The sequence below is a fragment of the Nitratireductor alexandrii genome (assembly GCF_004000215.1).
Taxonomy (GTDB): domain Bacteria; phylum Pseudomonadota; class Alphaproteobacteria; order Rhizobiales; family Rhizobiaceae; genus Mangrovimarina; species Mangrovimarina alexandrii.
On record NZ_RBVY01000001.1, the window covers coordinates 575,354 to 600,407 of the forward strand.

General features: G+C 66.3%; 29 protein-coding genes. 16 read left to right on the forward strand and 13 right to left on the reverse strand.

The features are described from left to right. Positions 1 to 28: 28 nt before the first annotated feature. The 5 genes from EP380_RS02720 to EP380_RS02740 all read left to right on the forward strand — a co-directional run bounded on the left by EP380_RS02720 (position 29) and on the right by EP380_RS02740 (position 2,602). A complete protein-coding gene (locus tag EP380_RS02720) occupies positions 29 to 376 on the forward strand; it encodes an AtpZ/AtpI family protein (RefSeq protein ID WP_106571294.1) in 348 nt (115 codons plus the stop codon). A gap of 39 nt (positions 377 to 415) precedes the next feature. Beyond that, complete coding sequence (locus EP380_RS02725) at positions 416 to 1,165, forward strand: F0F1 ATP synthase subunit A (protein WP_106571293.1); 750 nt, start codon at positions 416 to 418, stop codon at positions 1,163 to 1,165. Between the two features lie 75 nt (positions 1,166 to 1,240). Continuing rightward, positions 1,241 to 1,465, forward strand: a complete 225-nt coding sequence (locus EP380_RS02730; protein WP_106571292.1) for a F0F1 ATP synthase subunit C — start codon at positions 1,241 to 1,243, stop codon at positions 1,463 to 1,465. A gap of 69 nt (positions 1,466 to 1,534) precedes the next feature. Continuing rightward, positions 1,535 to 2,113, forward strand: coding sequence for a F0F1 ATP synthase subunit B (locus tag EP380_RS02735; protein ID WP_106571291.1), 579 nt, complete (start codon positions 1,535 to 1,537; stop codon positions 2,111 to 2,113). Positions 2,114 to 2,122: 9 nt separating this feature from the next. Next, positions 2,123 to 2,602 carry a F0F1 ATP synthase subunit B gene (locus EP380_RS02740; protein WP_106571290.1) on the forward strand — a complete coding sequence of 160 codons (480 nt, stop codon included), beginning with the start codon at positions 2,123 to 2,125 and terminating at the stop codon, positions 2,600 to 2,602. A 332-nt stretch (positions 2,603 to 2,934) separates the two neighbouring features. Here EP380_RS02740 and EP380_RS02745 read toward each other — a convergent pair whose 3' ends face one another. Both EP380_RS02745 and EP380_RS02750 read right to left on the reverse strand, forming a co-directional pair. Continuing rightward, positions 2,935 to 3,606, reverse strand: a complete 672-nt coding sequence (locus EP380_RS02745; RefSeq protein WP_127596358.1) for a ribonuclease HII — start codon at positions 3,604 to 3,606, stop codon at positions 2,935 to 2,937. A gap of 171 nt (positions 3,607 to 3,777) precedes the next feature. Continuing rightward, positions 3,778 to 4,932, reverse strand: a complete 1,155-nt coding sequence (locus EP380_RS02750; RefSeq protein WP_127596361.1) for a PA0069 family radical SAM protein — start codon at positions 4,930 to 4,932, stop codon at positions 3,778 to 3,780. Positions 4,933 to 5,048: 116 nt separating this feature from the next. On the opposite strand from EP380_RS02750, the gene EP380_RS02755 reads away from it, so the two are divergent. Beyond that, a complete protein-coding gene (locus EP380_RS02755) occupies positions 5,049 to 5,570 on the forward strand; it encodes a glycosyltransferase family protein (RefSeq protein ID WP_238719686.1) in 522 nt (173 codons plus the stop codon). 36 nt (positions 5,571 to 5,606) lie between these two features. Here the strand turns inward: EP380_RS02755 and moaB are convergent, their stop codons facing one another. The 6 genes from moaB to EP380_RS02785 all read right to left on the reverse strand — a co-directional run bounded on the left by moaB (position 5,607) and on the right by EP380_RS02785 (position 9,265). Then, on the reverse strand, positions 5,607 to 6,167 hold the full coding sequence (gene moaB / locus EP380_RS02760) for a molybdenum cofactor biosynthesis protein B (protein WP_106571285.1): 561 nt from the start codon (positions 6,165 to 6,167) through the stop codon (positions 5,607 to 5,609). Continuing rightward, positions 6,164 to 7,042, reverse strand: coding sequence for a 4-(cytidine 5'-diphospho)-2-C-methyl-D-erythritol kinase (locus tag EP380_RS02765; protein WP_127596365.1), 879 nt, complete (start codon positions 7,040 to 7,042; stop codon positions 6,164 to 6,166). The genes moaB and EP380_RS02765 overlap by 4 nt, the downstream gene beginning before the upstream one ends. Positions 7,043 to 7,058: 16 nt before the next feature. Next, the gene (locus tag EP380_RS02770; protein WP_106571283.1) at positions 7,059 to 7,244 is read right to left on the reverse strand and encodes a hypothetical protein; all 186 of its coding nucleotides are present in this window, start codon (positions 7,242 to 7,244) and stop codon (positions 7,059 to 7,061) included. Positions 7,245 to 7,314: 70 nt separating this feature from the next. After that, on the reverse strand, positions 7,315 to 8,187 hold the full coding sequence (locus EP380_RS02775) for a S49 family peptidase (RefSeq protein WP_238719687.1): 873 nt from the start codon (positions 8,185 to 8,187) through the stop codon (positions 7,315 to 7,317). 75 nt (positions 8,188 to 8,262) lie between these two features. After that, positions 8,263 to 9,036, reverse strand: coding sequence for a tRNA1(Val) (adenine(37)-N6)-methyltransferase (locus tag EP380_RS02780; RefSeq protein WP_127596371.1), 774 nt, complete (start codon positions 9,034 to 9,036; stop codon positions 8,263 to 8,265). A 4-nt stretch (positions 9,037 to 9,040) separates the two neighbouring features. Then, entirely contained in the window at positions 9,041 to 9,265 is a 225-nt protein-coding gene (locus EP380_RS02785) for a putative signal transducing protein (protein ID WP_106571280.1), read from the reverse strand. A gap of 160 nt (positions 9,266 to 9,425) precedes the next feature. Between EP380_RS02785 and EP380_RS02790 the strand changes: the two genes are divergently transcribed. Beyond that, positions 9,426 to 10,442 carry a polyprenyl synthetase family protein gene (locus tag EP380_RS02790; RefSeq protein WP_106571279.1) on the forward strand — a complete coding sequence of 339 codons (1,017 nt, stop codon included), beginning with the start codon at positions 9,426 to 9,428 and terminating at the stop codon, positions 10,440 to 10,442. A 159-nt stretch (positions 10,443 to 10,601) separates the two neighbouring features. After that, positions 10,602 to 12,596 carry a tetratricopeptide repeat protein gene (locus EP380_RS02795; RefSeq protein WP_127596374.1) on the forward strand — a complete coding sequence of 665 codons (1,995 nt, stop codon included), beginning with the start codon at positions 10,602 to 10,604 and terminating at the stop codon, positions 12,594 to 12,596. 69 nt (positions 12,597 to 12,665) lie between these two features. Here the strand turns inward: EP380_RS02795 and EP380_RS02800 are convergent, their stop codons facing one another. After that, positions 12,666 to 12,971 carry a hypothetical protein gene (locus EP380_RS02800; protein ID WP_106571277.1) on the reverse strand — a complete coding sequence of 102 codons (306 nt, stop codon included), beginning with the start codon at positions 12,969 to 12,971 and terminating at the stop codon, positions 12,666 to 12,668. 150 nt (positions 12,972 to 13,121) lie between these two features. After that, on the reverse strand, positions 13,122 to 13,436 hold the full coding sequence (locus EP380_RS02805; protein ID WP_106571276.1) for a hypothetical protein: 315 nt from the start codon (positions 13,434 to 13,436) through the stop codon (positions 13,122 to 13,124). Between the two features lie 205 nt (positions 13,437 to 13,641). Here EP380_RS02805 and EP380_RS02810 point away from each other — a divergent pair, with 205 nt between their 5' ends. Both EP380_RS02810 and EP380_RS02815 read left to right on the forward strand, forming a co-directional pair. Next, positions 13,642 to 14,556 carry a glycine--tRNA ligase subunit alpha gene (locus EP380_RS02810; RefSeq protein ID WP_106571275.1) on the forward strand — a complete coding sequence of 305 codons (915 nt, stop codon included), beginning with the start codon at positions 13,642 to 13,644 and terminating at the stop codon, positions 14,554 to 14,556. A gap of 104 nt (positions 14,557 to 14,660) precedes the next feature. Continuing rightward, positions 14,661 to 14,933, forward strand: a complete 273-nt coding sequence (locus tag EP380_RS02815) for a hypothetical protein (protein ID WP_106571274.1) — start codon at positions 14,661 to 14,663, stop codon at positions 14,931 to 14,933. A gap of 38 nt (positions 14,934 to 14,971) precedes the next feature. Here EP380_RS02815 and EP380_RS02820 read toward each other — a convergent pair whose 3' ends face one another. Then, positions 14,972 to 15,154: a hypothetical protein gene (locus EP380_RS02820; RefSeq protein ID WP_106571273.1), complete on the reverse strand. Its 183-nt coding sequence runs from the start codon at positions 15,152 to 15,154 to the stop codon at positions 14,972 to 14,974. Between the two features lie 210 nt (positions 15,155 to 15,364). On the opposite strand from EP380_RS02820, the gene glyS reads away from it, so the two are divergent. After that, the gene (gene glyS / locus EP380_RS02825; protein ID WP_127596377.1) at positions 15,365 to 17,542 is read left to right on the forward strand and encodes a glycine--tRNA ligase subunit beta; all 2,178 of its coding nucleotides are present in this window, start codon (positions 15,365 to 15,367) and stop codon (positions 17,540 to 17,542) included. A gap of 27 nt (positions 17,543 to 17,569) precedes the next feature. Here glyS and EP380_RS02830 read toward each other — a convergent pair whose 3' ends face one another. Beyond that, on the reverse strand, positions 17,570 to 18,214 hold the full coding sequence (locus EP380_RS02830; protein WP_127596380.1) for a hypothetical protein: 645 nt from the start codon (positions 18,212 to 18,214) through the stop codon (positions 17,570 to 17,572). Between the two features lie 183 nt (positions 18,215 to 18,397). Here EP380_RS02830 and EP380_RS02835 point away from each other — a divergent pair, with 183 nt between their 5' ends. The 5 genes from EP380_RS02835 to EP380_RS02855 all read left to right on the forward strand — a co-directional run bounded on the left by EP380_RS02835 (position 18,398) and on the right by EP380_RS02855 (position 23,959). Further along, complete coding sequence (locus EP380_RS02835) at positions 18,398 to 19,351, forward strand: L-threonylcarbamoyladenylate synthase (protein WP_127596784.1); 954 nt, start codon at positions 18,398 to 18,400, stop codon at positions 19,349 to 19,351. 94 nt (positions 19,352 to 19,445) lie between these two features. Further along, the gene (locus EP380_RS02840; protein ID WP_127596383.1) at positions 19,446 to 20,876 is read left to right on the forward strand and encodes an FAD-binding oxidoreductase; all 1,431 of its coding nucleotides are present in this window, start codon (positions 19,446 to 19,448) and stop codon (positions 20,874 to 20,876) included. Between the two features lie 514 nt (positions 20,877 to 21,390). Then, positions 21,391 to 22,071: a helix-turn-helix domain-containing protein gene (locus EP380_RS02845; RefSeq protein WP_127596386.1), complete on the forward strand. Its 681-nt coding sequence runs from the start codon at positions 21,391 to 21,393 to the stop codon at positions 22,069 to 22,071. Positions 22,072 to 22,497: 426 nt separating this feature from the next. Further along, complete coding sequence (locus EP380_RS02850; protein ID WP_106571267.1) at positions 22,498 to 23,574, forward strand: SagB/ThcOx family dehydrogenase; 1,077 nt, start codon at positions 22,498 to 22,500, stop codon at positions 23,572 to 23,574. 157 nt (positions 23,575 to 23,731) lie between these two features. Then, the gene (locus EP380_RS02855; RefSeq protein ID WP_127596389.1) at positions 23,732 to 23,959 is read left to right on the forward strand and encodes a hypothetical protein; all 228 of its coding nucleotides are present in this window, start codon (positions 23,732 to 23,734) and stop codon (positions 23,957 to 23,959) included. 247 nt (positions 23,960 to 24,206) lie between these two features. On the opposite strand, the gene EP380_RS23920 is transcribed toward EP380_RS02855, so the two are convergent. After that, complete coding sequence (locus EP380_RS23920) at positions 24,207 to 24,653, reverse strand: hypothetical protein (protein ID WP_164749730.1); 447 nt, start codon at positions 24,651 to 24,653, stop codon at positions 24,207 to 24,209. Positions 24,654 to 25,054 lie beyond the last annotated feature (401 nt).

Consider the following 25,054-nt stretch of genomic DNA (forward strand, 5'->3'; position numbering starts at 1 on the left):
AAGCGGCCCGTGCGGGATCCAGGTGAAGATGGCACGCGAGGACGATCTTGATCGCAGACGACGGGAACTGGAAGCTGCCCTTTCGGCGCGGCGACCGGAGACCGCCGATGAGGGGAAATCCGCCAAGTCGGGCGGCCTGGTCGGGGCCGGCAATGCGCTGAAACTATCCAGCGAATTCATTGCCGGTATCGTGGTCGGGGCCGGTGTGGGGTGGATGATCGACCGGCTGGCGGGCACGTCGCCCTTCGGCCTGGTGATTTTCCTTCTGCTCGGCTTTTGCGCAGGCGTTCTCAACGCGTTGCGCGCGACGGGGCAGATCGCGGAATTTGGTTCCCGCTCATCCGGCAAGGATGGCGACGGGGACGACAGGAACTGAACGGCGCCATGGGCGCGAACAGCAAGGCGGGGTAGGCAGGTGGCAAGCGATCCCATCCACCAGTTCAATATCAGCAAGCTGGTCCCGATCGAGATCGGCGGCCTCGATTTTTCCTTCACCAACTCCTCCGCCTTCATGGTCGCCACGGTTGTGGCCGCCGGCGCCTTCCTGTTTGTGAGCACGGCCAGCCGCGGCCTGGTGCCCAGCCGCATGCAGTCGATCGCGGAAATGACCTACGAGTTCGTCGCCAATATGTTGCGCGACGCGGCCGGGTCGCAGGGCATGAAGTTCTTCCCGTTCGTGTTTTCCCTGTTCGTGTTCGTGCTGGTCGCGAATCTGCTGGGCATGTTCCCCTATTTCTTCACGATCACGAGCCATATCATCGTGACCTTCGCGCTCGCCATCCTGGTGATCGGCACCGTCATCGTCTACGGCTTCTGGAAACACGGTCTCGGTTTCCTCAACCTGTTCGTGCCCAGCGGCGTGCCGGGCGTGCTCCTGCCGCTGGTGATCGCGATCGAGATCATCTCGTTCCTGTCGCGTCCGATCAGCCTTTCGGTGCGTCTGTTCGCCAACATGCTGGCCGGACACATCACGCTCAAAGTGTTTGCCGGTTTCGTCACCTCGCTGAGCGCGTTCGGCGTCGTCGGTATCGGCGGTGCGATCCTGCCCCTCGGCATGACGGTCGCGCTGACCGGCCTCGAATTTCTGGTCGCGTTCCTGCAGGCCTATGTGTTCGCGGTCCTGACTTGCATGTATCTCAACGATGCGATTCATCCCGGGCATTAAAGACACCTGGACGTCCGCTGCGGCGTCCCTCCTCGACATCAACCTGATCCCAAGCTTTAAAGAAGGAGTACCCCAATGGAAGTAGATGCAGCTAAGGCAATCGGCGCGGGCATTGCTTGTCTCGGCATGGGCGGCGTCGGCATCGGCCTCGGCAACATGTTCGGCAACTTCCTGGCCGGCGCGCTGCGCAATCCCTCTGCCGCCGACGGCCAGTTCGGCCGCCTGATCTTCGGCTTCGCCGTGACCGAGGCGCTCGGCATCTTCTCGCTGCTCATCGCTCTGCTTCTGCTCTTCACCTAAGAGCCGAAACCAACGCGTAGGGTGACCGGCCGCCTCGGGCGGCCGGCTGGAAAGTGACAGGACAGGCCCATGTTTGTGGCACCGGCATTCGCCGCGTCGGATCAACCGGCGGAAAACGGCGAGACTCATTCCGCGACCGAGGCGGGTCATGGCGCCGCCGAGGCGGGCTTCCCGCCCTTCGAGACGGCGACCTATCCGTCGCAGATCCTGTGGCTGGCGATCACGTTTGGCCTGTTCTACCTGTTCCTGAAGCGGGTGGCGCTGCCGAGGCTGGCCGGCATCATGGAGGTGCGGCGCGACCGCATCGCCCAGGATCTCGACCAGGCGGCCCGGCTGAAGCAGGAATCGGACGAGGCGATCGCCGCGTACGAGCAGGCGCTGGCCGAGGCGCGCCAGAAGGCCAACGAGATCGGCCAGAAGGCGCGTGACGCGGCCAAGGCCCAGGCCGACGAGACCAGGCGCGCCGTCGAGGCGCAGCTGGAAGAAAAGCTGACGGGTGCCGAGACGCGGATTGCCGAGATCAAGGCGTCGGCTCTCGCCGATGTCGGCACGATCGCGCAAGACACGGCCGGATCGATCGTGCAGACGCTGGGCGGCGGTTCGGTCACCAAGGCCGAAGTCGCGGCCGCGGTCAAGGCAGCGCGCTAGGAGGCGATGATGGACGCAACATTCTGGGCCACCGTTGCCCTGTTCATCTTCTTCGCGGTCGTCTTCTATCTGAAGGTGCCCGGGATGGTGGCGAAGTCGCTCGACGATCGGGCCGAGCGCATCCGCAACGAACTGGACCAGGCGCGCAAGCTGCGCGAGGAGGCCCAGGAGGTGCTGGCCGAGTATCAGCGCCGCCGCAAGGAAGCCGAGAAGGAAGCCGACGACATCGTCGCCTCGGCCGAACACGAGGCGGCCTTGATGGTCGAGGAAGCCAAGCAGAAGACCGAGGACTACGTTGCGCGGCGCACCGCGCTGGCCGAGCAGAAGATCGCTCAGGCCGAGCGTGACGCCGTCAACGAGGTGCGCGCGCAGGCCGCCGACATCGCGGTCGAGGCGGCGCGCCGGATACTGGAATCCAAGGTCGACGCCAAATTGTCGGGCGACCTGTTCAAGAGCTCGCTCGCCGACGTCAAGGCAAAGCTCAACTGAGTTTGCGCCGCGTTGCGCGGTGCCCGAACGAACCGATCGATGCCGCCTCCGGGCGGCATTTTTCTTTGTGGAGCCGCGATGCCGTGCGGGGCCGCGATGCCGGCGGCGGACCAATTTTCTTCGGAAAAATGCTGGAATTGGGCGACCGGCGCGGCGTGGCGGCCGTGCGCCGGAAGGTCGGCGCCCGTGTGCGGCACACGCGCCCATGCCGCTTGTCGCGGCGCCTGCTCCTAGAGCGTTTCCAGGCGAAGTGGAAGCCGGTTCGCCATTCAAAAACGCGTCAAAACAATAAGGTGGAGCCGGTCTGCGCTTCCGCGAAAAGCAGAACGGCTCTAGGCCTCGCTTGGCGTGTCGGCCGTTTTGCGCAGCGGTGCGAAGGACAGGCGGTGGATGCGCGCGACCGCGCCGTCGCGCCCGATGGCCTCGCGGTGGATCCGTGTGCCGTAGCCCATATGGCGATCGAACCCGTATCCCGCGTGACGCTGCCCGCACGCCGCCATCATCCGGTCGCGCGTGACCTTGGCCACGATCGAGGCCGCCGCGATCGACTGTGCGCGCCGGTCGCCCTTGATCAGCGCCTCGGCCGGACAGGCCAGAGCCGGCGGGACGTCGCGCCCGTCGATCAGCGCGAAGCCCGGCGCGAGCGAAAGCGCCGCCACTGCCCTGCGCATCGCCTCCAGGCTCGCGCGCAAAATGTTGGACCTGTCGATCGCCGACGCCGAAAGGCTCGCCACGCCGACCGCGCGGGCGCGCTCGAGTATGGCTGCGTAGAGCGCTGCGCGCGCGGTCGCCGACAGCCGCTTGGAATCGTCCAGCCCGGCGGGAACGGCGTTCGGGTCGAGAATGACGGCGGCGGCCACCACCGGCCCGGCAAGCGGCCCGCGGCCGGCCTCGTCGACGCCGCACACGGGCGACAGGCCGCGCGACATCGCCCGCGCCTCGTGGGCAAAGTCGGGAGCGTCGGCGAGCGCGAAAAGCAGCGGAGAATCGGGGGAGCGAGCCATTTGCGGCGAAACTCGCATCCGCCCCGATTCTCCGCAAGTCCTTCCCGGTCCGAAGGGGCGGCAGGCCGGGAAGGGGCCGTCGGCTAGAGCGGGGGACGTAGCCGGACGGGAAACGGGACGCGGGTTGGGAAACCCGCCGGCGCGACAAGCCGGGCCGCGCGCGGAACGGCTCTAGAGCAGGCGCAACTGTTCGCCGGCACGCGGCGGCGGCTTGAAAAGATCGGTGCGCAGGGCGAGCTTGGCCCGGTTCAATCCGATCCGGCGCGCGGCGATCTCGAAACGGCGGCCGATCTGCCAGGCATAGGGTCCGGTGCCGCGCATCCGTTTGCCCCAGCTCGAATCGTAATCCTTGCCGTCGCGCATCGAGCGGATCAGCGCCATCACGTGGCGGTAGCGGTCCGGATAGTGGCGCAGCAGCCAGTCCTTGAAGATCGGGCTCACCTCCAGCGGCAGGCGCAGGATGATGTAGCCGGCCTCGCGCGCCCCGGCGGCGTGGGCCGATTCCAGGATGCGCTCGACCTCGTGATCGCTCAGGCCGGGGATCAGCGGCGCGGCCATCACCGAGACCGGAATGCCGGCCTGCGACAAGGCCTTCATCGCCTCCAGCCGCCGCGTCGGCGTCGCCGCGCGCGGTTCCATCGTGCGCGCCAGGCGCCGGTCGAGCGTCGTCACCGAAAAGGCGACCTTGGCCAGGCCGCGGGCGGCCATGCGCGCGAGAATGTCGCTGTCGCGCATCACCAGCGCCGATTTTGTCACGATGCCGACCGGGTGATTGTGGGCTTCCAGCACTTCCAGAATCTCGCGCATGATGCGCCATTGTCTTTCGACTGGCTGGTAGGGGTCGGTGTTGGTGCCGATGGCGATGGTCTTCGGCTCGTAGCCTTCCCTGGCCAGTTCACGCTCCAGCAGCTTGGCCGCATCCGGCTTGGCAAACAGCCGCGCCTCGAATTCGAGCCCGGCCGAAAGTCCCATGAAGGCATGGGTCGGGCGGGCGTAACAATAGACGCAGCCATGCTCGCAGCCGCGATAGGGGTTGATCGAGCGGTCGAAGGCGATATCGGGCGACGTGTTGCGGGTAATCACCGAGCGCGGCTTTTCCACCTGCACCTCGGTCTTGAAGGGCGGCAGCTCTTCCAGCGTTTCCCAGCCGTCGTCGAACACTTCGCGACGCAGCGTCTCGAACCGGCCCGACGGGTTGATGCCCGCCGCGCGCCCGCGCCGGCGCGCTTCGCCGACGCGCAGGCCGCTTTCCTCGATCAGCGCATTCGCCATTGCGGCGCCGCCACCGGCAAAGGCGGCCGTATCTGCGCGGTCGAACTGCTCCATGATCTGTCTCCGCTCGTCGAAGGCGAGTCGTTTTCGATGAATCTATTCCTATCGGTCAAAATGGAACAAAGCAAGAACTTTTTCGATCGCGTGCCGACGTGGCGTTGGTTGCTGCAATGCGGTATCGAGGATGGATGCTGACCGTGGTGATCGAGACCCTGAACGACGAGGAGGCGCTGGCCGCCACGCTGGCCGCGCTTGTGCCGGCGGCCGTGGAGGGGCTGGTGTGCGAGGTGATCGTGCATGATCGCGGTTCGTCGGATGCCACCGTGGCGGTTGGCGACCAGGCCGGGTGCACGCTGGTCGGGCCGGGTGGTCTCGGCGGCGGGCTGACGGCGGCCCGTGGCACGTGGCTGTTGCTGCTGGAGCCCGGCGCGCTGCCTGGCGAAGGCTGGATGGAGGCGGTCGCAAACCATGTCGGCACCCAGTGCCGGCCGGCGCGGTTTTCGCCCGCGCGGTCGCGCGCCGTGCAGGTGCTGAGGCGCCTTTTCGGCCGCGCCGGTCCGTTGGCCGACGGGGTTCTGGTTTCAAAGGCCGAGGCGCTGTCGCGCTACCGGCCGCAGGGCGGCTTGGAAACGGTGGCGCGGGGGCTCCGACGCCGCCGGCTGGCGGCCGCGATCAGGCCCGCCCCGCGTTGACGATCTTCGCGCGGGGCGATCGCCGCTTCCGCCCGTTCACACGATCTCGCCGCCGCGCTGCAGGTGCTCGTCCAGGCGCGGCATGATCTCCACGAAATTGCACGGCATGTGCCGATAGTCGAGCTGCCCCTTCAAGATGCCTTCCCAGGCGTCGCGGCAGGCACCGGGCGAGCCCGGCAGCACGAACACGAAGGTCTGGTTGACCAGCCCGCCTGTGGCGCGCGACTGGATCGTCGAGGTGCCGATCTTGTCGTAGGAGATCCGGTGAAAGACCTCCGAAAACCCGTCCATGCGCTTTTCGAACAGCGGTTCTATCGCCTCGGGCGTGACGTCGCGGCCGGTAAAGCCGGTGCCGCCGGTGGTGATGATCGCGTCGACCCGGCTGTCCTGCGACCAGGCGAGGATCTTGGCGCGGATGGCCTCGATCTCGTCGCGCACGATCGCGCGCTCGACGAGCCTGTGGCCGGCCGCTGCGATCAGCTCGGCCAATGTCCGGCCGGACTTGTCGTCGGCCGCGGCGCGCGTGTCCGACACGGTCAGGACCGCGATGCCCACGGCGATGAAGGGGCGGTTTTCGTCGAGCCGGCCGGTACTCATGCGTTTGATCCCCGCGTTGCGCCGGCGGCCGCAAACCAGCCCGGCCGTTCCTGTTTGATCGTGGCCTCGGCGCGCCGCGCCGCCTCGATCGTGTCGTAGAGCCCGAAACAGGTCGCGCCCGATCCCGACATGCGCGCCAGCCGCGCGCCGCTCGCCGACAGCCGGTCGAGCGCCTCCATGATTTCGGGAGCAAGGCCGAGCGCGGCCGCCTGCAGATCGTTGCGGCATTGCCGCAGCCAGTCCAAAACCGATTGCGCGTCGCGCTGCGGCGGCAAGGCCGGCAGGGGGGCGTTGTCGCGGCGTTCGAGCCCGGTAAACACCGTCTGCGTCGGCACCGCCACGCCGGGATTGACCAGGAGAAGCGGCAGCGCCGGCCAGTCGACGAGAGGCGCGATCTTTTCGCCGATGCCGCGCGCGATCAGCGGCCGGCCGGCCAGACACATCGGCAGATCGGCGCCGAGCTCGGCGCCGAGACGCGCCAGCCCGGCTTCGTCGACATCGATCTCCCACAGCGCCGCCAGCCCGCGCAGCACCGCCGCCGCGTCGCTGGACCCGCCGCCGATACCGGCGGCCACCGGCAGGTTCTTCGTCAGCCGGATCGCGCTGTGCCGGTCGCGAACTTGCGTGAAGGCGCGGCGCAGCCGATCGCGGGCGCGTATGATCAAATTGTCGTCGTCGTCGGGCAGGGCGGCGGCGAACGGTCCGGCAATGGCGAACGTGTCGACGGCGGCCGGCGCGAGCTCCACGACGTCGCCGAGTTGCGAAAACACCGCCAGCGTTTCGATCAGGTGATAGCCGTCGGCGCGCCGGCCGGTCACGTGCAGAGCGAGGTTGATCTTGGCCGGCGCGTGGACCGTGAGTGAGGGACTGCGCATGAAAACCCGCGTCCGCTCAGTCGCGTGCCGGTCTGTATTCGCCCGTTTCCGGGTCCTTGACCAGCGTGCCCGACGCGCGCGTTTCCGCCTCGCGCTCGGCCCGGCGCACCCGGGCCGAAACCCGTTCGGCCTCGCGCAGGAAGGCACGGTAGCCGATATAGGCCACGGCGCCGGCAAGTGCGAAAAAGATCAGCTGTGGCATGTCCGGTCAGCCTCCCTCGAAGCCCGCCTGATTTATTCCACCGGCAAGCATAGCGCCGCTATTGGGCGCTTCAAAGGCCGAAACGGTTCCACAGCGCGCGCGCCTCCAGCGCATCCACCACCCCGTTCGCCAGCGCCCCGGCGATTTTCTCGCCGTCGCCGCGCTCCAGATCGACCCCGAACAGGTTCAGGCGCCGTCCGAACAGCCCGCGCGGCGCGCTCACCAGCCGCAGGCGCGTCTTGTCGCCATAGCGTGCCTTGAGAAAGGAGCGCATGTCGCCGAGCTGGTCGACGAGCCCCAGTTCGAGCCCCTGCCTGCCGCTCCAGAACATGCCGGTAAACAAATCGTCATCGTCGGCGAGCTTGCTGCCGCGCCGCGCCTTGACCAGATCGATGAAGGTTTGGTGGATGTCGAGCTGCAGCGCCTTCAGCCGCGCCACGTCTTCCTTCTTTTCCGGCGAGAACGGATCGAGCAGCGCCTTGTTCTTGCCGGCGGTGTAGAGCCTGCGTTCCACGCCGATCTTCTTGATCATCTCCTGGAAGCCGAAACTGGCCGACACCACGCCGATCGATCCGACGATCGAGGACGGGTCGGCGATGATCTCGTCGCCGGCGACCGCGATCATGTAGCCGCCGGAGGCGGCCAGATCCTCCACGAACACGTAGACCTTCTTGTTTTTTTCCTCGGCCAGGTCGCGAATCCGGCGGAAGATCAGCCGCGACTGCACCGGCGAGCCGCCGGGCGAATTGATCGTGATCGCGACCGCCGGCGCCTTCTTGAACGCGAAGGCCTTTTCCAGCATGCCGGCCGTGCTGGCCAGCGACATCGTCTGGCGCAGCGCGTTGCCGGCCGGCATGATCGCGCCGCTCAGCCGCACCACCGGGATGACAACGCCGTCGGCGCGCATCGAGGTCGGCAGGAAGGGTTGCAAAAACTGTTTCAACAAAGCTCTCCAGAATTTCAATCGCATGTAGGGAGCCGAAACGATTGCGCAATGGTCCGCGCAACCGGCACCCCTTCAATCGCCGAACAGCGCGCCTTGGCCATTGTTGATGGCGTCGGCTTGTGGGCTGAAGCCGCCGCCGTCGGTTTCGTGCAGGAAGAGCGGCGGGGCGATCGCCGGCATCTTGCGCGCGCCGCGCACCGCGCGCACCACCACCCGGATCGCCATGGCGTCCGCCCGCGGATGGATCGGCCGGATCTCGGCGGCGCCGAAACGGCCCTCGAGCGCGGCCAGGATCGCGCCGATGGACTCCGGCCGCGCGATCATCGCCAGCCCGCCGCGCGGGCGCACGATGGCCGTCGCCGTGCGCAGCCAGCGCTCGATCGTGTCGTCCTGCATGACGTGCGCCGCGCGCTTCAGCGCGTGCGGGGTGGCCCGGTCGCGGCCGCGATTGAAGGGCGGGTTCATGATCGCGAAATCGAAGCTATTGTCGCCGAGCCCGGCCGCCTGGCGCGCGCGCCCGGCCAGCGTGACGTCGGCCACCAGCACCTCGGCCCGTGCCGAAAGGGCCGCGTTCTGTGCCAGCGCCAGGCTTTTTTCGGCAAACGCCGCCATGTCCGGCTCGCGTTCGACCAGCACGGCCCGCGCCTGTCCGCAGCGCGACAGCACGGCCAGGGCGGCGGCGCCGGCGCCGGCGCCGAGATCGGCGAGCCGGCCGGCAAAGCCGCACGGCACGGCCGCCGCAAGCATCATCGCGTCCATGCCGGCCCGGTGGCCGCTGCCGGCCGGCTGGACGACAAAGAACCGGCCGCGATGGAAGGCGTCCGTCGTGCAGGAGGCGGGGTGCATGGCGCTAGCCGTTGCGGATCTCGTCGGCGATGCCGGCATCGGCAAGCAGCCGCCTGGCGCGCTCCACCATATCGGAACTGACCAGAACCCGGCGTGGCAACACGCCGAGCGAGCCTTCGACCACGCTCATATTCTGATCGGCGACGAAAAACTCGATCCCCGCGTCGCGAAGCAGGGCTTCGATGAAGGAGATCACGACGGGGTCGTTGGTACGCACGAGTTCGATCATGGGGTGCCTGCAAATTGACCGGCGTTTTGTAGCCGCAAAAGCGCGCCCTGACCATCCGGCGCGGCCGGCCGCGCCAATTCGCCCCTTGCAGGCCGAACATGCCGCGCCCTAGATTGGGTGGTGGGCCAAGAGTGCCCGAAATGGATTCCGGGGAGTTTTCGTGGGCGTCGTCGTATCATTGGATGAGGGCAAGCGGGGCCAGGCCTCGATCAAACCTCTGATCGAACTCACCGCGCACGACATGTCGCGCGTCAACCAGCTCATCCTGTCGAAGGCCGGCTCGGATGTGGAAATGATCCCCGAGGTCGCCAATCACCTGATCTCGTCGGGCGGCAAGCGGCTGCGGCCGATGCTCACTTTGGCGGCGGCGCGCATGTTCGACTATGCCGGCGACGGCCATGTCAGGCTGGCCACCAGCGTCGAGTTCATGCACACCGCGACCCTGCTGCACGACGACGTCGTCGACGAGAGTGGCCTCAGGCGCGGCAAGAAGACCGCGCGCACCATCTGGGGCAATCAGGCGAGCGTTCTGGTCGGCGATTTCCTGCTCGGCCAGGCCTTCCGCATGATGGTCGAGGTCGGCTCGATCGACGCGCTCGATATCTTGTCGACCGCGGCCTCGGTCATCGCCGAAGGCGAGGTGATGCAGCTGGTCGCCGCCAAGAACCTCGAGACCACCGAGGACGAATATCTGGCCGTGATCCGCGCCAAGACGGCGGCGCTTTTTTCCGCCGCCGCCGAAGTCGGCCCGGTGATCGCCTCGGCGACGCGTTCCGAACGCGCTGCGCTGCGCTCCTACGGCACCAATCTCGGCCTGGCGTTCCAGTTGATCGACGATGCGCTCGACTATGGCGGCAATGCCAGCGACCTGGGCAAAAATGTCGGCGACGATTTCCGCGAGGGCAAGGTGACGCTGCCGGTCATCCTGTGCTACCGCCGCGGCACGGCCGAGGAGCGCCGGTTCTGGAAAAAGAGCATCGAGGACGGAGTCAGCGACGACGCGGCGCTCGAGGAGGCGCGCGCGCTGATGTCGCGCTATGGCGCGATCGGTGATACGATAGCGCGGGCGCGGCATTTCGGCGGGATTGCCCGCGACGCGCTTGCGCCGCTGAAGGAGACGCCGCAAAAGAGCGCGCTTCTCGAAGTGATCGATTTCTGTATCGACCGGGTAAGCTGATCGGCGTGAACGTGCCGTGGCGTTGCCGTCCTGCGGGGCAGGGCAGTCGTTGCCGGCGGCGGGAGCCTGTTGAACGACCGCTCTCAAAAATGCCATGGTCGGGGTGAAGATGCGGTCGGAATCCGCCGGCGAGCGGGGCAGCGAGCGGGAAGGAGAGCCATGCAGTCGAGCGGCTTGAGACGATGGGGCGTTGCGGCGCTGGCGCTGCTGTGCGCCTCGGCGCCGGCACCGCTTCTGGCGGCGAACGACGAGCCCGTGCGCATCGGATCGCTGTCGGGCGCCTTTCTTGCCGCCCGCATCGCGGAGATCGACAACGATCTCGACTCCACGATCAAATATTATCGGCGCGCCCTGTCCTTCGACCGCGACAACCAGACGCTTCAGCAAAGCCTTCTTCTGGCGCTGATCTCGCGCGGGGATTTCGAGGCGGCGCTGCCATTGGCCGAGAAGCTGAAATCCGTGCCGCAGGTCGAGCGGTTTTCGCGCGTGGCGCTGGCGATCGACGCCTTTGGCAAGCAGGACTATGCCGCGGCCGAGAACTATCTGAAACTGGCGCTGGAATCCGATCTCGACCGGCTGATCACCGGCGTCATGACCGGCTGGGCATTGCTCGGTGCGGGCGAGGCCGATGACGGGCTTGCGCATGTGCGCGGCCTCGACGGTCCGGAATGGTTCGTCGTCTTCAAATCCTATCACGAGGCGCTGATCGCCGAGGCCGCGGACAAGGTCGACGAGGCGCTCGAAGCCTATGGCCGCCTTGCCGAGAACACGACGGCGGGCGGGGCCGCCCCCGACACCTATCTGCGCGCGCTGGAATCCTATGCGCGACTGCTCGCGCGCCAGGGGCGCGCGCAGGACGCGCTGGCCGAACTCGATCGGGCCGAGGCTTTCGCCGCAAACCGTCCCGCGATCGTGGCCTTGCGGCTCGACGTCGAAACCGGCGCCGGCACGCCGCCGCGCGTTGCCGCGCCGGCAGATGGCGCGGCCGAAATCCTGCTCGATCTGGGCACCGCCCTCAACCGTGGCGGCGGCGAAGCCTTCGTGCGCATCTATCTGCAGCTCGCGCTGGCGCTGAAGCCGGATTTCGACGCTGCCCTGGTCCAGCTCGGACAGGTGGCCGAGCAGCAGGGCGATGCCGAGGAGGCGATCTCCTTTTATGAAAAAGTGCCCGTTGATTCGCCGTTAAGCCGCATTGCCGGCTTGCAGCTTGGCCTCAACCTTGCCGATCTCGACCGGCACGACGCGGCCAAGGCGCATCTGCGCCAGCTTCTGCGCGACGATCCCGACGACATGCGCGCCTATCTCGCGCTTGGGGGCGTCCTTGCCTCCAAGGAGGAATATGCCGAGGCGGCTGTGCTTTACGACGACGCGGTCGAGCGCATCGACGAGCCTGAGCGCGGCGACTGGAACATTTTTTACCAGCGCGGCATCGCCTATGAGCGGCTGAAGCAATGGCCGAAGGCGGAGCCGAATTTCCGCAAGGCGCTCGAGCTCTATCCCGATCAGCCCCAGGTGCTGAACTATCTCGGCTATTCCTGGGTCGACATGAACATGAACCTGGAGGAAGGGCTCGACCTTATCCGGCGCGCAGTCGCCAGCCGGCCCAATGACGGCTACATCGTCGATTCGCTCGGTTGGGCCTATTACCGCCTCGGCCGTTTCGAGGAAGCGGTCACCGAATTGGAGCGGGCCGTCTCGCTCAAGCCCGACGATCCTATCCTCAACGACCATCTGGGCGATGCCTATTGGCGTGCCGGTCGCCGCCTGGAAGCGACCTTCCAGTGGGCGCATGCGCGCGACATGAAACCCGACCCCGACGTTCTGGTCGAGGTCGAGCGCAAGCTGGTCGAGGGCCTGCCGCCGCTCGAAGAGCAAAAGGCCGAAATCCCGCCGATCGTCCTGCCCGAGTCGGCGCCCGAAAAGGCCGGCGGCAAGACGCCCGCGCACGACGGCCAGGGTGCCGCCAAGCCCGGCGATGCCGAGGCGCGGCCGGCCAGCCATGTCGTCGGGCCGGGGCAGTCCTTGTGGTCGATCGCGGCTGAAAAGCTCGGCGACGGCGGACGTTATATCGAGATCCTCGACCTCAATCCGCAGCTTCGCGGCAATCCCTCCAACATCGTTCCCGGCCAGGAACTGATCTTGCCGGGTAGCTGAGCGCGATCAGCCGCCGGGCGGGCGGTTCCCCGCCGGGAATGCGTTTCGTAGATTTACGTGCAAAGAATATCAGCCGCCGAAACCGCGCGGCAGTGCGCAGGCGTTTTGCGGGTCGCGGCGCGGCGGCACGCATTGCAGCCGCAGGCGCGACAGCGATTTTTCCGTCGGGTTGAGTTTCTGGCACAGGCAATCGGTGCGCGGCATGCGGATCGTGTCGCAGAACGGCGTCACGCACCGCCAGCCGGTCACCGGGTCGTTGACATTGCCGACGAAACCCGACTGGGCCGAGGCCGGAACGGTGTTGATGATCAGCGCGGCAAAGGCCGCGACGGTAGCGCGCATGGCGCTGCGCGACAGCGGATGGATGGCAGGCATGGTCGTCTCCCTGGCGGTCGGGCGCCGCGAACGCGGCACGGCTGCGCAACAATCTACGCCTGCCGGGCCCGCCGGGATCTGCACAAAACGATCACAACCTCGCGAGCGCGACACCCGGCTCGTCGCCGTGGCCGCCGCGCCGGTTCGGCGTCAATTGCCGAAGGGCGGGCTCACCGGACAGGCTTTCCAGCGTCCGCCTTCCGAGGTCGAACAGGTCAGCCGAAGCTTCTGCAGCGAGCGCTCGGCCGGGTTTTCCTTCTGGCACAGACATGTCGTTTGCGGCAGCCGCACCACGCTGCAGTCGGGCGTCACGCACAGATAGCCGGTCACGTCGTCGCGCGTGTTGCTGTTGCGGTCGGGCCAGGCGCCATTGGCGCCGGCGGTCGCGCCGGTGGCCAAAAGGGCGGCAAGCGCCAGGCTGGCGATGGTTGGCAGGCGCGTGGGCCGTCGGTCGGATCGAAACATGGGCCGGTTCCTCGTTCTGTCCCTACAGATATCGCATTTGGCGGCGAATCCAAGCCGCCGCATCTTGGTCCCGGCGGTTTGCCGGTGCCGCGGCCCATCGCTTTTCCATCGCCGCCGGCTGCTTGACCTTGCCTGGACGCGTCAATAGGAGGTGAGGCGCCTTTCCTGCCGACAGAGGTTCTCCGTGACCGCCAGCCAGCCGCATATGCATCCCACGCGCTCCTTCCAGGGGCTGATCCTCGCTCTGCACGGATTCTGGGCGGACAAGGGGTGTGTGGTCCTGCAGCCCTACGACATGGAAGTCGGCGCGGGAACCTTCCATCCCGCCACGACCCTGCGTTCGCTCGGGCCGAAGCCGTGGAACGCGGCCTATGTCCAGCCCTCGCGGCGGCCCAAGGACGGCCGTTACGGCGAAAACCCGAACCGGCTGCAGCATTATTACCAGTATCAGGTCATCCTGAAGCCGAACCCGTCCAACCTGCAGGAGCTTTACCTCGCCTCGCTGGAGGCGATCGGCATCGATCCCTTGCTGCACGACATCCGCTTCGTCGAGGACGATTGGGAAAGCCCGACGCTCGGTGCCTGGGGTTTGGGCTGGGAGTGCTGGTGCGATGGCATGGAGGTCTCCCAGTTCACCTATTTCCAGCAGGTCTGCGGCATCGAATGCGCGCCCGTCTCGGGCGAGCTGACCTACGGGCTGGAGCGGCTGGCGATGTATGTGCAGGGCGTCGACAATGTCTACGACCTGAATTTCAACGGCCGCGAGGGGGCCGAAAAGGTCACCTACGGCGATGTCTTCCTGCAGGCCGAGCAGGAATATTCGCGTTACAATTTCGAATATGCCGACACCGCCATGCTGTTTCGCCATTTCGACGACGCGGAGAAGGAGTGCGGAGCGCTTTTGGCCGCCGGCGCGCCGCGGGGCGAGGGCGCTCTGCATCGATGCGTGCTGCCGGCCTACGATCAGTGCATCAAGGCCTCGCACGTCTTCAATCTCCTCGACGCGCGCGGCGTGATATCCGTCACCGAGCGTCAGAGCTATATCTTGCGGGTGCGCGATCTGGCCAAGGCCTGCGGCGAGGCTTTTCTGCGCACCGAGGCCGGCGGCGCGGCGGCCTGACCAGCGCTTCGCTCCACGCCTGACTTCAGCGGGCGTCGCCCCTCATTTTCGCCTGCTTCCGGGTCAAGGGTGCGCTCCGATCCGCGAACGGCCATGGGGTGATTATGCGACGTTTTTTGCTTGCTGGTTTGGTTCTGGTGGTTGCCGGGAGCGCCTATGCGGCCACGCCGGAGGCCACGCCCGTGACCAGCGATCACTGCAAGGCGCTGCTTGCGAACATATCGAAAAAGCCGCAATTCAAGGCCTTCGCGGTGTCGGAAAACGGACGCGAGTGCCATGCGGTCTGGGGCAGCGCCAGCCAGATTCAGGCCAATCGCGAGGCGCGCGAAGGGTGCGAGGTCGACGGCCGGCGCTGTCTTTTGATCGCCGTTCGCTGAACGCGCCCCCGGCGCGGCAGCCGGCACCGACCCCGGCATCAGCCCTGATCGGCGACGGTCAGGATGTCGGCCTGCGCGCCGGCCGGCATCTCGACGCTTGCCGCGATCGTCTGGATGGCGCGGCGCACCCCCGCCATCTTGAAGTCCGTGCCGGTCTGCATGTTGGCCGCGAAACAGGCGCTCAGCGCGAGGACCTGGAGGATCGAGGAAGCGGCTTTCATCGGTTTGTCCCTTCGCGCTCGCGGTGTGTCTTGCCTTTCGTCGCCGCGGCGCTGCCAAAGGTTCATCTGTGAGGAGAATTTTTTCACGACCGGACTGAACCGTGCGTGGCCGGCGCGTTCAGGCGCGGTTCATGGCCACGGCCGCAGGTGACAGGGCCGGGTGGAGTTGCTATGCGGCACGCCTTAGGACCTCACCCGCGAGCCGCACCCATGCCTGACCTGCTTCTTGAACTTCGTTGCGAGGAAATCCCGGCGCGCATGCAGCGCAAGGCGGCCGGCGACCTGAAGAAGCTGGTCACCGACGGTCTGGTCGAGGCCGGCCTGACCTACGAGGCGGCGCGCGAATACTGGACGCCGCGCCGTCTGGCGCTCGACGTGCGCGGTGTCACGGCGCGCTCGAAGGATGTGCGCGAGGAACGCAAGGGCCCGCGCACCGACGCGCCAGAAAAGGCGATCGAAGGGTTCTTGCGCGCCGCCGGCCTGGCCTCGGTCGACGAGGCCGAAACCAGGACCGATCCGAAAAAGGGCACCTTTTACGTCGCCGTGATCGAGAAGCCCGGCCGCGCCGCCGACGCGATCGTGGCCGAGCTGATGCCCGGCGTGATCCGCAATTTCCCCTGGCCGAAATCGATGCGCTGGGGTCCGGCCTCGGCTAGGCCCGGCGCGCTGCGCTGGGTGCGGCCGCTACAGTCGATCCTGTGCACCTTCGGCCCGGAGACGGAGGAACCGGTAGTGGTCGACTTCGAGGTCGACGGGCTCCGCGCCTCCAACGTCACTTATGGCCACCGCTTCCACGCGCCGGACCCCATCACCGTGCGCCGCTTCGACGACTATGTCGCGGCTCTGGAGGCGGCCAGGGTCGTGCTCGATGCCGAGCGCCGCAAGAAGATCATCGAGGCCGACGCCGCCAATCTCGCCTTCGCCGCCGGGCTCGATCTCGTCGCCGACGACGGGCTGCTCGACGAGGTGTCGGGCCTGGTCGAATGGCCGGTGGTGCTGATGGGCGAGTTCGAGCAGGATTTTCTCGACATCCCGCCGGAAATCGTGCGGCTGACGATCCGCGCCAACCAGAAATGTTTCGTCACCCGCCCGCAGGGCGAGGCCGAAAACCTCTCCAACCGCTTCGTGCTGGTCGCCAATATCGAGGCCAGGGACGGCGGTGCGGAAATCGCGCACGGCAATGCCAAGGTGGTGCGCGCGCGCCTGTCCGACGCCGTTCATTTCTGGAAGACCGACCAGGCCGACCTGCCCGATCTCGCCGGACTGGAAACCTCGGCGCAAAAATTCGGCCTCGACCTTAAAAAACCGCTCGACCAGCGCATGGCCCGGCTCGATCATCTGGGCGTCACCTTTCACGCCGAACTCGGCACGCAGGGAGAGCGCGTCGCGTGCATTGCCGGGCTGGCGGAGGAACTGGCGCCGGCGGTCGGCGCCGATGCCGGGCTTGCCCGCCGCGCCGCCGTGCTCGCCAAGGCCGACCTGCAGACCGAGGTGGTCGGCGAGTTTCCCGAACTGCAGGGCGCCATGGGCCGCAAATATGCCGAGCTCCAGGGCGAGGAGCCGGCGGTCGCCGCCGCCATCGAGGCGCATTACCGCCCGCTCGGCCCCTCCGACGTGGTGCCGGCCGAGCCGGTCTCGATCGCGGTCGCGCTGGCCGACAAGCTCGACATGCTGACCGGCTTCTGGGCGATCGACGAAAAGCCGACCGGCTCCAAGGATCCCTACGCGCTGCGCCGCGCCGCGCTCGGCGTGATCCGCATCGTGGTGGAAAACGGGGTGCGGTTGAGCCTCATCGAGCTTTTCGGGAGCGCGAACCGGATCCGCCGGGACGAAACGCGTTCGCCGTCCGGCGATGACCGAAGCGTCGATGCCGACCTGCTCGCCTTTTTCCACGACCGGCTGAAAGTCTATCTGCGCGATAAGGGCGCGCGGCACGATCTGATCGACGCGGTCATCACGCCAGAAGCGGACGACCTGCTTTTGATCGTCCGCCGGGTCGAGGCGCTGGGCGCGCTGCTTGACAGCGAGGACGGGCAGAACCTGCTCGCCGGTACCAAGCGCGCCGCCAATATTCTCGCCGCCGAGGAAAAGAAGGGCACGCCGGTTGCCGGCAGCGTCGATCCCGCGCTGTTTGCCGAAAGCGAGGAACGGACGTTGTTCGACGCGGTGGTGGCGGCCGAAGCCGAGGCTGCGGCCGCGCTCGCCGAGCAGGATTATCAGGCCGCCATGCGGGCGCTTGCCGGCCTGCGCGGCCCGGTCGACGCGTTTTTCGAAAAAGTGCTGGTCAATGCCGACGACGAGGCCGTGCGCGCCAACCGGCTCGCCCTTCTGGCCCGTATTCCTGCCGCGACCGGCCAGGTCGCCGATTTCTCGCGCATCGCCGGTTAGAACGCGTCTTTCCGGCCGTCCGGCGCCCTATTCCAGTGCGCGCGACGGCGGCGGTGGCGGCGGCGGCGCGGGCGGCAGGGCCGGCGGCTCGGGCGTTTTCCTGCGACCGGGAGCGGGCGGCGCCGGCCTGTCGCTGGAAACCGTGCGGCGTTCGGTTGCGACGGGGATGTCGGGACTGGGCGGCGGTTCGGCGACGATCTCCACGGGAACCGGCGCGCTCGTGGCGGCGGCCGGAAACGCCTTGCCGACGAGCCCGCCGCGGATCACCATCGGCATGGCCGGCTGGCGCCCGGCAAGCGATGTCGCCCGTTTTGTGCGTGCCGCGCGCGGTGCCGGTTCGCCGAGCAGGATCATCGAGCGGCTGAGGCGCGGCACCAGCGGGGCGACGCGGTCGGACCCGGCCTCGCTCCCGTCATCGGGCGGATGGCCGAACAGGGCCCTGGCAGCCTCGGCCGGGGAGCCGGGGCGGGTTTCCGACAAGGCGGCCGTCTTGATGGTCGCGTCCGGCGCGGCAAGCACCACTGGCGGGTCTCCAACGGCCGGCTCGCCCATGACGATGATCGAGGCAGACGGCCCCGCAGGCAGGGCTTCAAGCGTCACGAAGGACGAGGCAAATGCCTCCCCCGCCGTCGCAAGAACCAATGCGATCGTTGCCGTTGCCAGAACCTTCATCACTCTCCCGCCAGCTACGCGGCGTGAACCCTATGACGCTGCTTAAACCCTACGGCGTGCGCCCTACGATCCCGTTGGCGGAAACCGTACCATTCGACCGATTAACGAAATGATGACGCAGGGTTACTTGCCGCGCGCGCGCGTGCGGGATAGGCAATGCCGCGTGCACAGTCTGGACGCGTGATGGCCGATATCGTCAGTGAGGAAACCGCGCTCGAGCGCGCAATCGCCCTGGTCCATGCCGGCCAGCCGGTAGCGCTGCCGACCGAGACCGTCTACGGCCTCGCCGCCGACGCCACCAACGGCGCGGCGGTGGCGCGCATCTTCGAGGCCAAGGGCCGGCCGCGTTTCAATCCGCTGATCGTGCATGTCGCCGACAGGGCGATGGCGGAGCGGATCGGTCGCTTCGACGCCCTGTCGCGCAAACTGGCCGATGCCTTCTGGCCGGGACCGCTCACCCTCGTCGTGCCGCTTGCGCCCGACGCACAAATCCATCCGCTGGTGACGGCCGGGCTTGCGAGCGTCGGATTGCGTATGCCGCGCGGTTTTGCGGCAAAATTGATCGCGGCCGCCGGCCGGCCGCTGGCGGCGCCCAGCGCCAATTCATCCGGCCGAATCAGCGCCACCACCGCCGCCGCCGTCGCGGCCGATCTGGGGGACAGGATCGCGCTGGTCGTTGATGGCGGGCCGACCCCCGTCGGGTTGGAATCGACCATCGTCAAGGTTGAGCCCGACGGCGTGCGCCTGTTGCGCCCGGGCGGCATCGCCGCGGAGGAGATCGAAGCGGTTCTGGGCGTCCCGCTGCTGCGCGGTGACGCCGGCGGCATCGAGGCGCCGGGCATGATGCGGTCGCATTACGCGCCGCGAGCCGGCCTGCGGCTCGATGCAGACAGGGTCGCGCCCGGCGAGGTCTTGCTTGCCTTCGGGCCAGAACGCATCGCGGGCGCCGACAAGGCCGTCCTCGTCTTGAACCTCTCGCCGTCCGGCGATCTGCGCGAGGCGGCGGCCAATCTGTTTTCCCATTTGCAGGCGCTCGACCGATCGGGCGCGTCGGTGATCGCGGCTGAGCCCGTTCCCGCGACCGGTCTCGGCGAGGCGATCAATGACAGGCTGCGGCGCGCGGCCGCCCCCCGGTGACAAGGCGGCCTGCGCCCGATAGCGTCCCGGGACGACACCGCCGCGGCCGCGCCGGCCGGCCCGATCCCGCCGCCCGACCGGACAGGACCGACAGATGAGCGACGACGACGCCCCGCTTCCCCCGCATCTGATCGCGCGCTTTGCCGCGATCGTCGGCGAGCGCCACGCGCTGCGCGCCGCGCAGGACATGTCCCCCTATCTCACCGAGCCGCGCGGCCTGTTTCCCGGCCGCAGCCGGCTCGTGCTGCGCCCCGGCTCGGTCGACGAGGTCTCGCAGGTGCTCGCGCTCGCCAGCGAGACCGGCACGCCGATCGTGCCGCAGGGCGGCAATACCGGGCTGGTCGGCGGCCAAATGCCGGACCAGAGCGGGCGCCAGGTGGTGTTGTCGCTGTCCCGTCTCAATCGGATTCGCGAGATCGACGTTGCCTCCAACACCATGATTGCCGAGGCGGGCGTGGTGCTTGAGGCCGCGCAGCAGGCCGCGGACGCGGCCGACCGGCTGTTCCCGCTGTCGCTTGCCTCCCAGGGCTCGTGCCAGATCGGCGGCAATCTGTCGTCCAACGCGGGCGGCACCGGGGTGCTTGCCTACGGCAATGCGCGCGAATTGTGCCTGGGTGTGGAGGTCGTGCTGCCCACGGGCGAGGTGTTCGACGATCTGCGCAAGCTCAGGAAGGACAATACCGGGTACGATCTGAAAAACCTGTTCGTCGGCGCCGAGGGCACGCTCGGTGTCATCACCGCCGCCGTCTTGAAGCTTTTTCCCAGGCCGAAGGGGCGCGAGGTGGCATGGGTCGGTCTTTCTTCGCCGCGTCAGGCGCTGGCCTTGTTTTCCGATGCGCTCGAACGGGCCGGCACCGGGCTGACCGGCTTCGAGCTTTGCGCGCGGCTCGCCGTCGATTTCGCCGTGCGCCACGTGCCCGGCACCGTCCGCCCGCTGCGGGACGCGCATGACTGGTACGTGCTTGTCGAGATATCGTCGGGGCGCTCGCCCGACGATGCGCGTGCGCTGATCGAGGACATTTTATCTGCCGGTCTCGACAAGGGCCTGGCCGTCGATGCCGTCATTGCCGAAAGCCTGGCCCAGGCCGATGCCTTCTGGCGCCTGCGCGAGGCGATGTCGGAAGCCCAGCGCGCGGAGGGGGTGTCGATCAAGCACGACATCTCCGTGCCGGTGGCGGCGATCCCCGACTTCATCGAGGAGGCCGGTCGTGCCGTGCATGCGCTTGAGCCCGGGGCCCGGCTGGTGACCTTCGGCCATATGGGCGACGGCAATCTGCACTACAATGTCTCGCAACCCCAGGGTGCATCGAGCACGGCCTTCAAGGCGCGCTACCGCGAGGTCAACGACCACGTGCATGAGATCGTGCGCGCCTTCAACGGCTCGATTTCCGCCGAGCACGGCATCGGCCAGATGAAGCGCGACGAGCTGGTGGCCTCGGCGCCGCCGGTGGCGACCGATTTGATGCGCCGCGTCCGCGACGCCTTCGATCCGGCCGGCATCATGAATCCCGGCAAGATGGTTTGAAAATTCGTAGAAAACTGTCAGGTTTCAGTCGAAAATATGTGCGATCATATATTTTAAGCCTCGTTTTCGTAGATATTTCTTCGATTTCTTCCAATTTTATGTGATTTTTTATTGTTTTTTATTGTAATATTTTAGTGATCGTAGCCGCCGTAGGGGCGATGAAGCTCGTTCGACGCGATTGAAAACCGGCGACAAGAACTCTTTTCGATGTCATCCACCTGGTGGACATCCTGAATAATGGTGATCACGAGGAGGAACGTTCGTGCTAGAGCCCGCCCCGGGTTTGTAAGTGTACCGGCGGTGGTGGGGCATTCCGGCGGTACGTGACGGGGCGTTCGGTCGGCCGAAAAGGGGTAAGGACGATGCAGTCAGGGTTGAAGTTTTTACCGTTGCGATCGCGCCTTGCTGTGGAGATGTTGGAAAACAACTCTAGATAAGCCAAGCAATGTGGCTACATGCGGCTTTTTCGGGACGGCTTAAGGCGCTCTGTCGGCGGGCGGGGTCGGTCGCGAAAGTGTGTCGCGAAACCGGCATAAGTCGCGCCCAGTTCGACAGATATCTGGACGGCAAGGCGCTGCCGGGCACGGAAAACACGCGCAAGCTGTGCGCATATTTCGACATCTCCGAAAAGCAGCTTTTTACCCCGCCGAATCCGGAGGCCGGGGGGGTTCCGGCCGCCGGCATGCCGGCGGCCATGCTCGATCTGCTCTCGGACCGGCCCCTGCCGCCTTTGCCCGAGGGGATCTATTTCACCTATTTCAACGTGCCCTCGCGTCCCAATCTCGTCATGCGCTCGGCCACCTTCATCTTCAAGCGCGATCGGGTCATGGCGTTCCGCCGGGTGACCGGACGGCGCGGCGGACCGGGCGGGGCCTGGTCGCGCTCGCAGGGCAACCATTACGGTCTGGTGACCTCCAGCCTGAACTGGATCTACTTCACCGCCTTCAACCGGCGTCATGTCGGCGAGCCGAGCCTGATCGCCGCCGGATGGGCGGGTTATGCGGAGCCGACATTGGTCGGAACCACAATCGTGTTGACCGAATCCGGGCCGGAAACCGGCACTGCTATCATCCGACCTGCATCGGTCAGCTACCGAGCCCGTGAAGCCATTGCCGCCGTCGGCGTCTACAAGATCACCGATCCGTCCCTGGATCCCGTGGTGGTCGATCTGCTCGGTGGTTTGCGGGCGGCCTGATCCGTCTTCCTCATGTGAGAATCAGCCGGTGCCGCGACGCGGTGCCGGGCGCTGTTGCAGGCTTTCGAGCCTGCTTTTTTATTGCTGTATTTATGATGAACTTTCTTCTTTATAAGAGTAAATATCATCATAATTAGAGCAACATAAATTAATTAGAGGTAATTTATTTATTTATACGTAGTTAAGAAGTCAAAATATACCATTCGTTAGGAGTTCCCTCGCTAGCGTTCTGTCGTTACCGCAAAATCGCGGAGCAAATGAGAGGGAAATGATCATGAAGACTTCGAAGAAGAATCTTGTGGTTTCGGCTGTGTCGACCAAGGTTTTCGTCGGCCCGGGCTGGCACTTCTCCCGCTGAGCAATATCAACGGCGTCGTCGATCCGTTCCGGATCGACGACGCCGGCTATGAAGACGGGACGGAGACAATGCTGGTTCGGCCATCGCGCACCCTGGTTTTTACCCACGACGATCACACCCTGATCGGCTGCAATTTCCTGTCGCGCCAGACTTTTGCCTGCAGTCCCGATCTGGTCGCCGTGCTCAACACCTGGTCGCAATGGCAGCCGCCGGGCGCGTTGGCCGGCCTGGTGGAAGGGCTGAGCCAGGAAGAGGCGGAGGACCTTTCGCGCCAGCTCGTCGACCTGTCGGCGCTGGTTGTGGAAGGCTCGGAACTGGCCGACCGCGAAGCAAGCTTCGAGCGCGACTGGTCATGGGGCATTCCGACCGCCCTGATGCATTTTTGCGTGCAAAACCCTGACTATCTGACCGCCGAAGAGGCCGCGCAGCGGCAGGTCGACAAGGCCGCAGGCTCGACATCGCCGGTGCTGTGGCTGCGCAATGCGCCAGACCAGGCGATCCGACTGCCGGACGCTCTGGAGGGCAACGATCTGTTTCAACTGATGGCCCGCCGCCGGACCGTCCGCAAGGCAGGCGCCGACACCATCACCTTGAAGCAACTCAGCGACTGCCTGTTCGCCGGGCTCGGCATCACCGGCAATACGCAGGGCGTGACGGGCTCGCTGCCTTTGTCCATGACGCCGTCCGGCGGCGCGCGCAATCCTTACGAGGCCTATGTCTTCGCCCGCTCCGTCGAGGGGCTGGCGCCCGGCATCTATCATTATTCGGCGCTCGACCACGACCTGGGCAGGATCGAGGCCGCCTGCCTGCCCAAATTGTCCGAACTGACGGGCACCCAGGAATGGGCGGACGAGATGGCCTGCCTGATCGTGTTGGCGGCGGACCTGCGCCGCACGATGTGGAAATACGAGGACCCGAACGCCTATCGGGTCGTGCTGATCGAAGCCGGGCATATCGGCCAGAACGTCATGCTCGCCGCGACGCATCACGGCCTCACGGCCTGTCCGACGGCGGCTTTGTCCCATGCCCGCATTTCGCAGTTGCTGAAATTCGATTCGGTCGCCGTCGCACCGATCTATGCGTTGACGCTGGCCAGGCCGGACCGCGCCGAATTCGAGCGCACCGCCAAGATGAGTGCACATTGAGTTCCCCGCGCTGCTGCTTCCGCGCGAGGATGTCGTTTGTAATCGTATCAAGCGGGCGGTGACTCGGTGAAGCCGAGGCGCTGCCCGAACAAGATCAGTATTCGTGCGTAAGAGTATCCCATGAGTTTAGGACCATCCAAGACAACAGGACAGGATCATGGACACTCGCACCAAGGGATCGGTGACACGTCGGGAGCAGATTGCCTATTTGAACGGGCAACTGCGTGAAATGCGCGAAATCGCCGCCTCGGCGGGGCTGCAACTGACAGCCTATTTCGTCGAGATGGCCTATCTCGAGCTCAGCGACACCATTCGCGAAGAGCGGATTTTCGCCGAATCCGACAAGCAGAGCGCCGACCTTTCGCATCGACTGGCCGCGGAGTAGCCGCGCCGGACCGCCGACCCCGGCCGTAACGTCTGCCCCGTCCACGTCCTGCCCCTTGCCGGCGGCAAGGCGGCGATCTCCGCATGCCGGATTTGCCGGCGTTTCGTGCCGCCACCGACGAATGAACTTGCGTGCCCGCCGCGGGCGGGACCCCGTCTTGCGCCGTTCGCCGCGCAACACGCCGTACCGGCGCGATTTTTTACCTTTACCCACACAATCCCGGAAGTCTGCCAACTGAACTTGCGCGTTACAGCAGGCCGCTGCCTTCAACCTCACACGGCTGGAGCCGCTGCTTGTCGCCCTGCATGAGCGGCTTGCCGGCGTCGTCATCGAGCAACTTGATTGGCTGGCCTTCATCGACCGGTACGACCGGCCGCAGACGCTGTTTTACCTCGACCCGCCATACTGGGGCTCGGAAGGCGATTACGGCCGCGCGCTTTTCGGCCGCGAGCAGTTCGAGGCGATCGCCGCGCGCCTGGCTTGCCTGAAGGGACGGTTCATCCTGTCGATCAACGACGTGCCGGAGACACGAGCGATTTTTGCCGGGTTCGTTCAGGAGGAGGTAGAGCTGCGCTATTCGATCGGCGGCGGCAAGGGCACGCCCGCGCGCGAGCTGATCATTTCGTAGCTCAGTTGATTTGCCGATTGCGGCTTCGTATCGTCCCGCATCTGCCGCTTGACAGCGAGACGTCAAGCATCTCGAAACATCATCGATGCGACGATAGCTCGCTGGGAGGGACCGATGGATGAGGTCGGGGTCATTTGTCCGAAATGTGGACGGAAGAACGATCTTGTTCTAGCCGGCACGGTGGCGGATTGGGAAACGGTCGCATGTTCAGGCTGTAAAGCACCACTTGGCTCGATCGAAGTGATCGTGAAAAACGCTAGTGACCAAAAAGCTAGGAATGCGGGCCCATTGAAAAAAGACAGAGGCTAACTTCGCGGATACCGATCGTGAGGCGACATAGCGCGATCCCGCCATAGACCGGCGGGCGGCTGGTCGTTATCCCAAAATCGCGGCGGACCTGATCCGCATCCAAGCCCCGTCGGCCATGTGCCGGCGGGTTTTTTTGCGCGGCAGTGTCCCATCTCCAT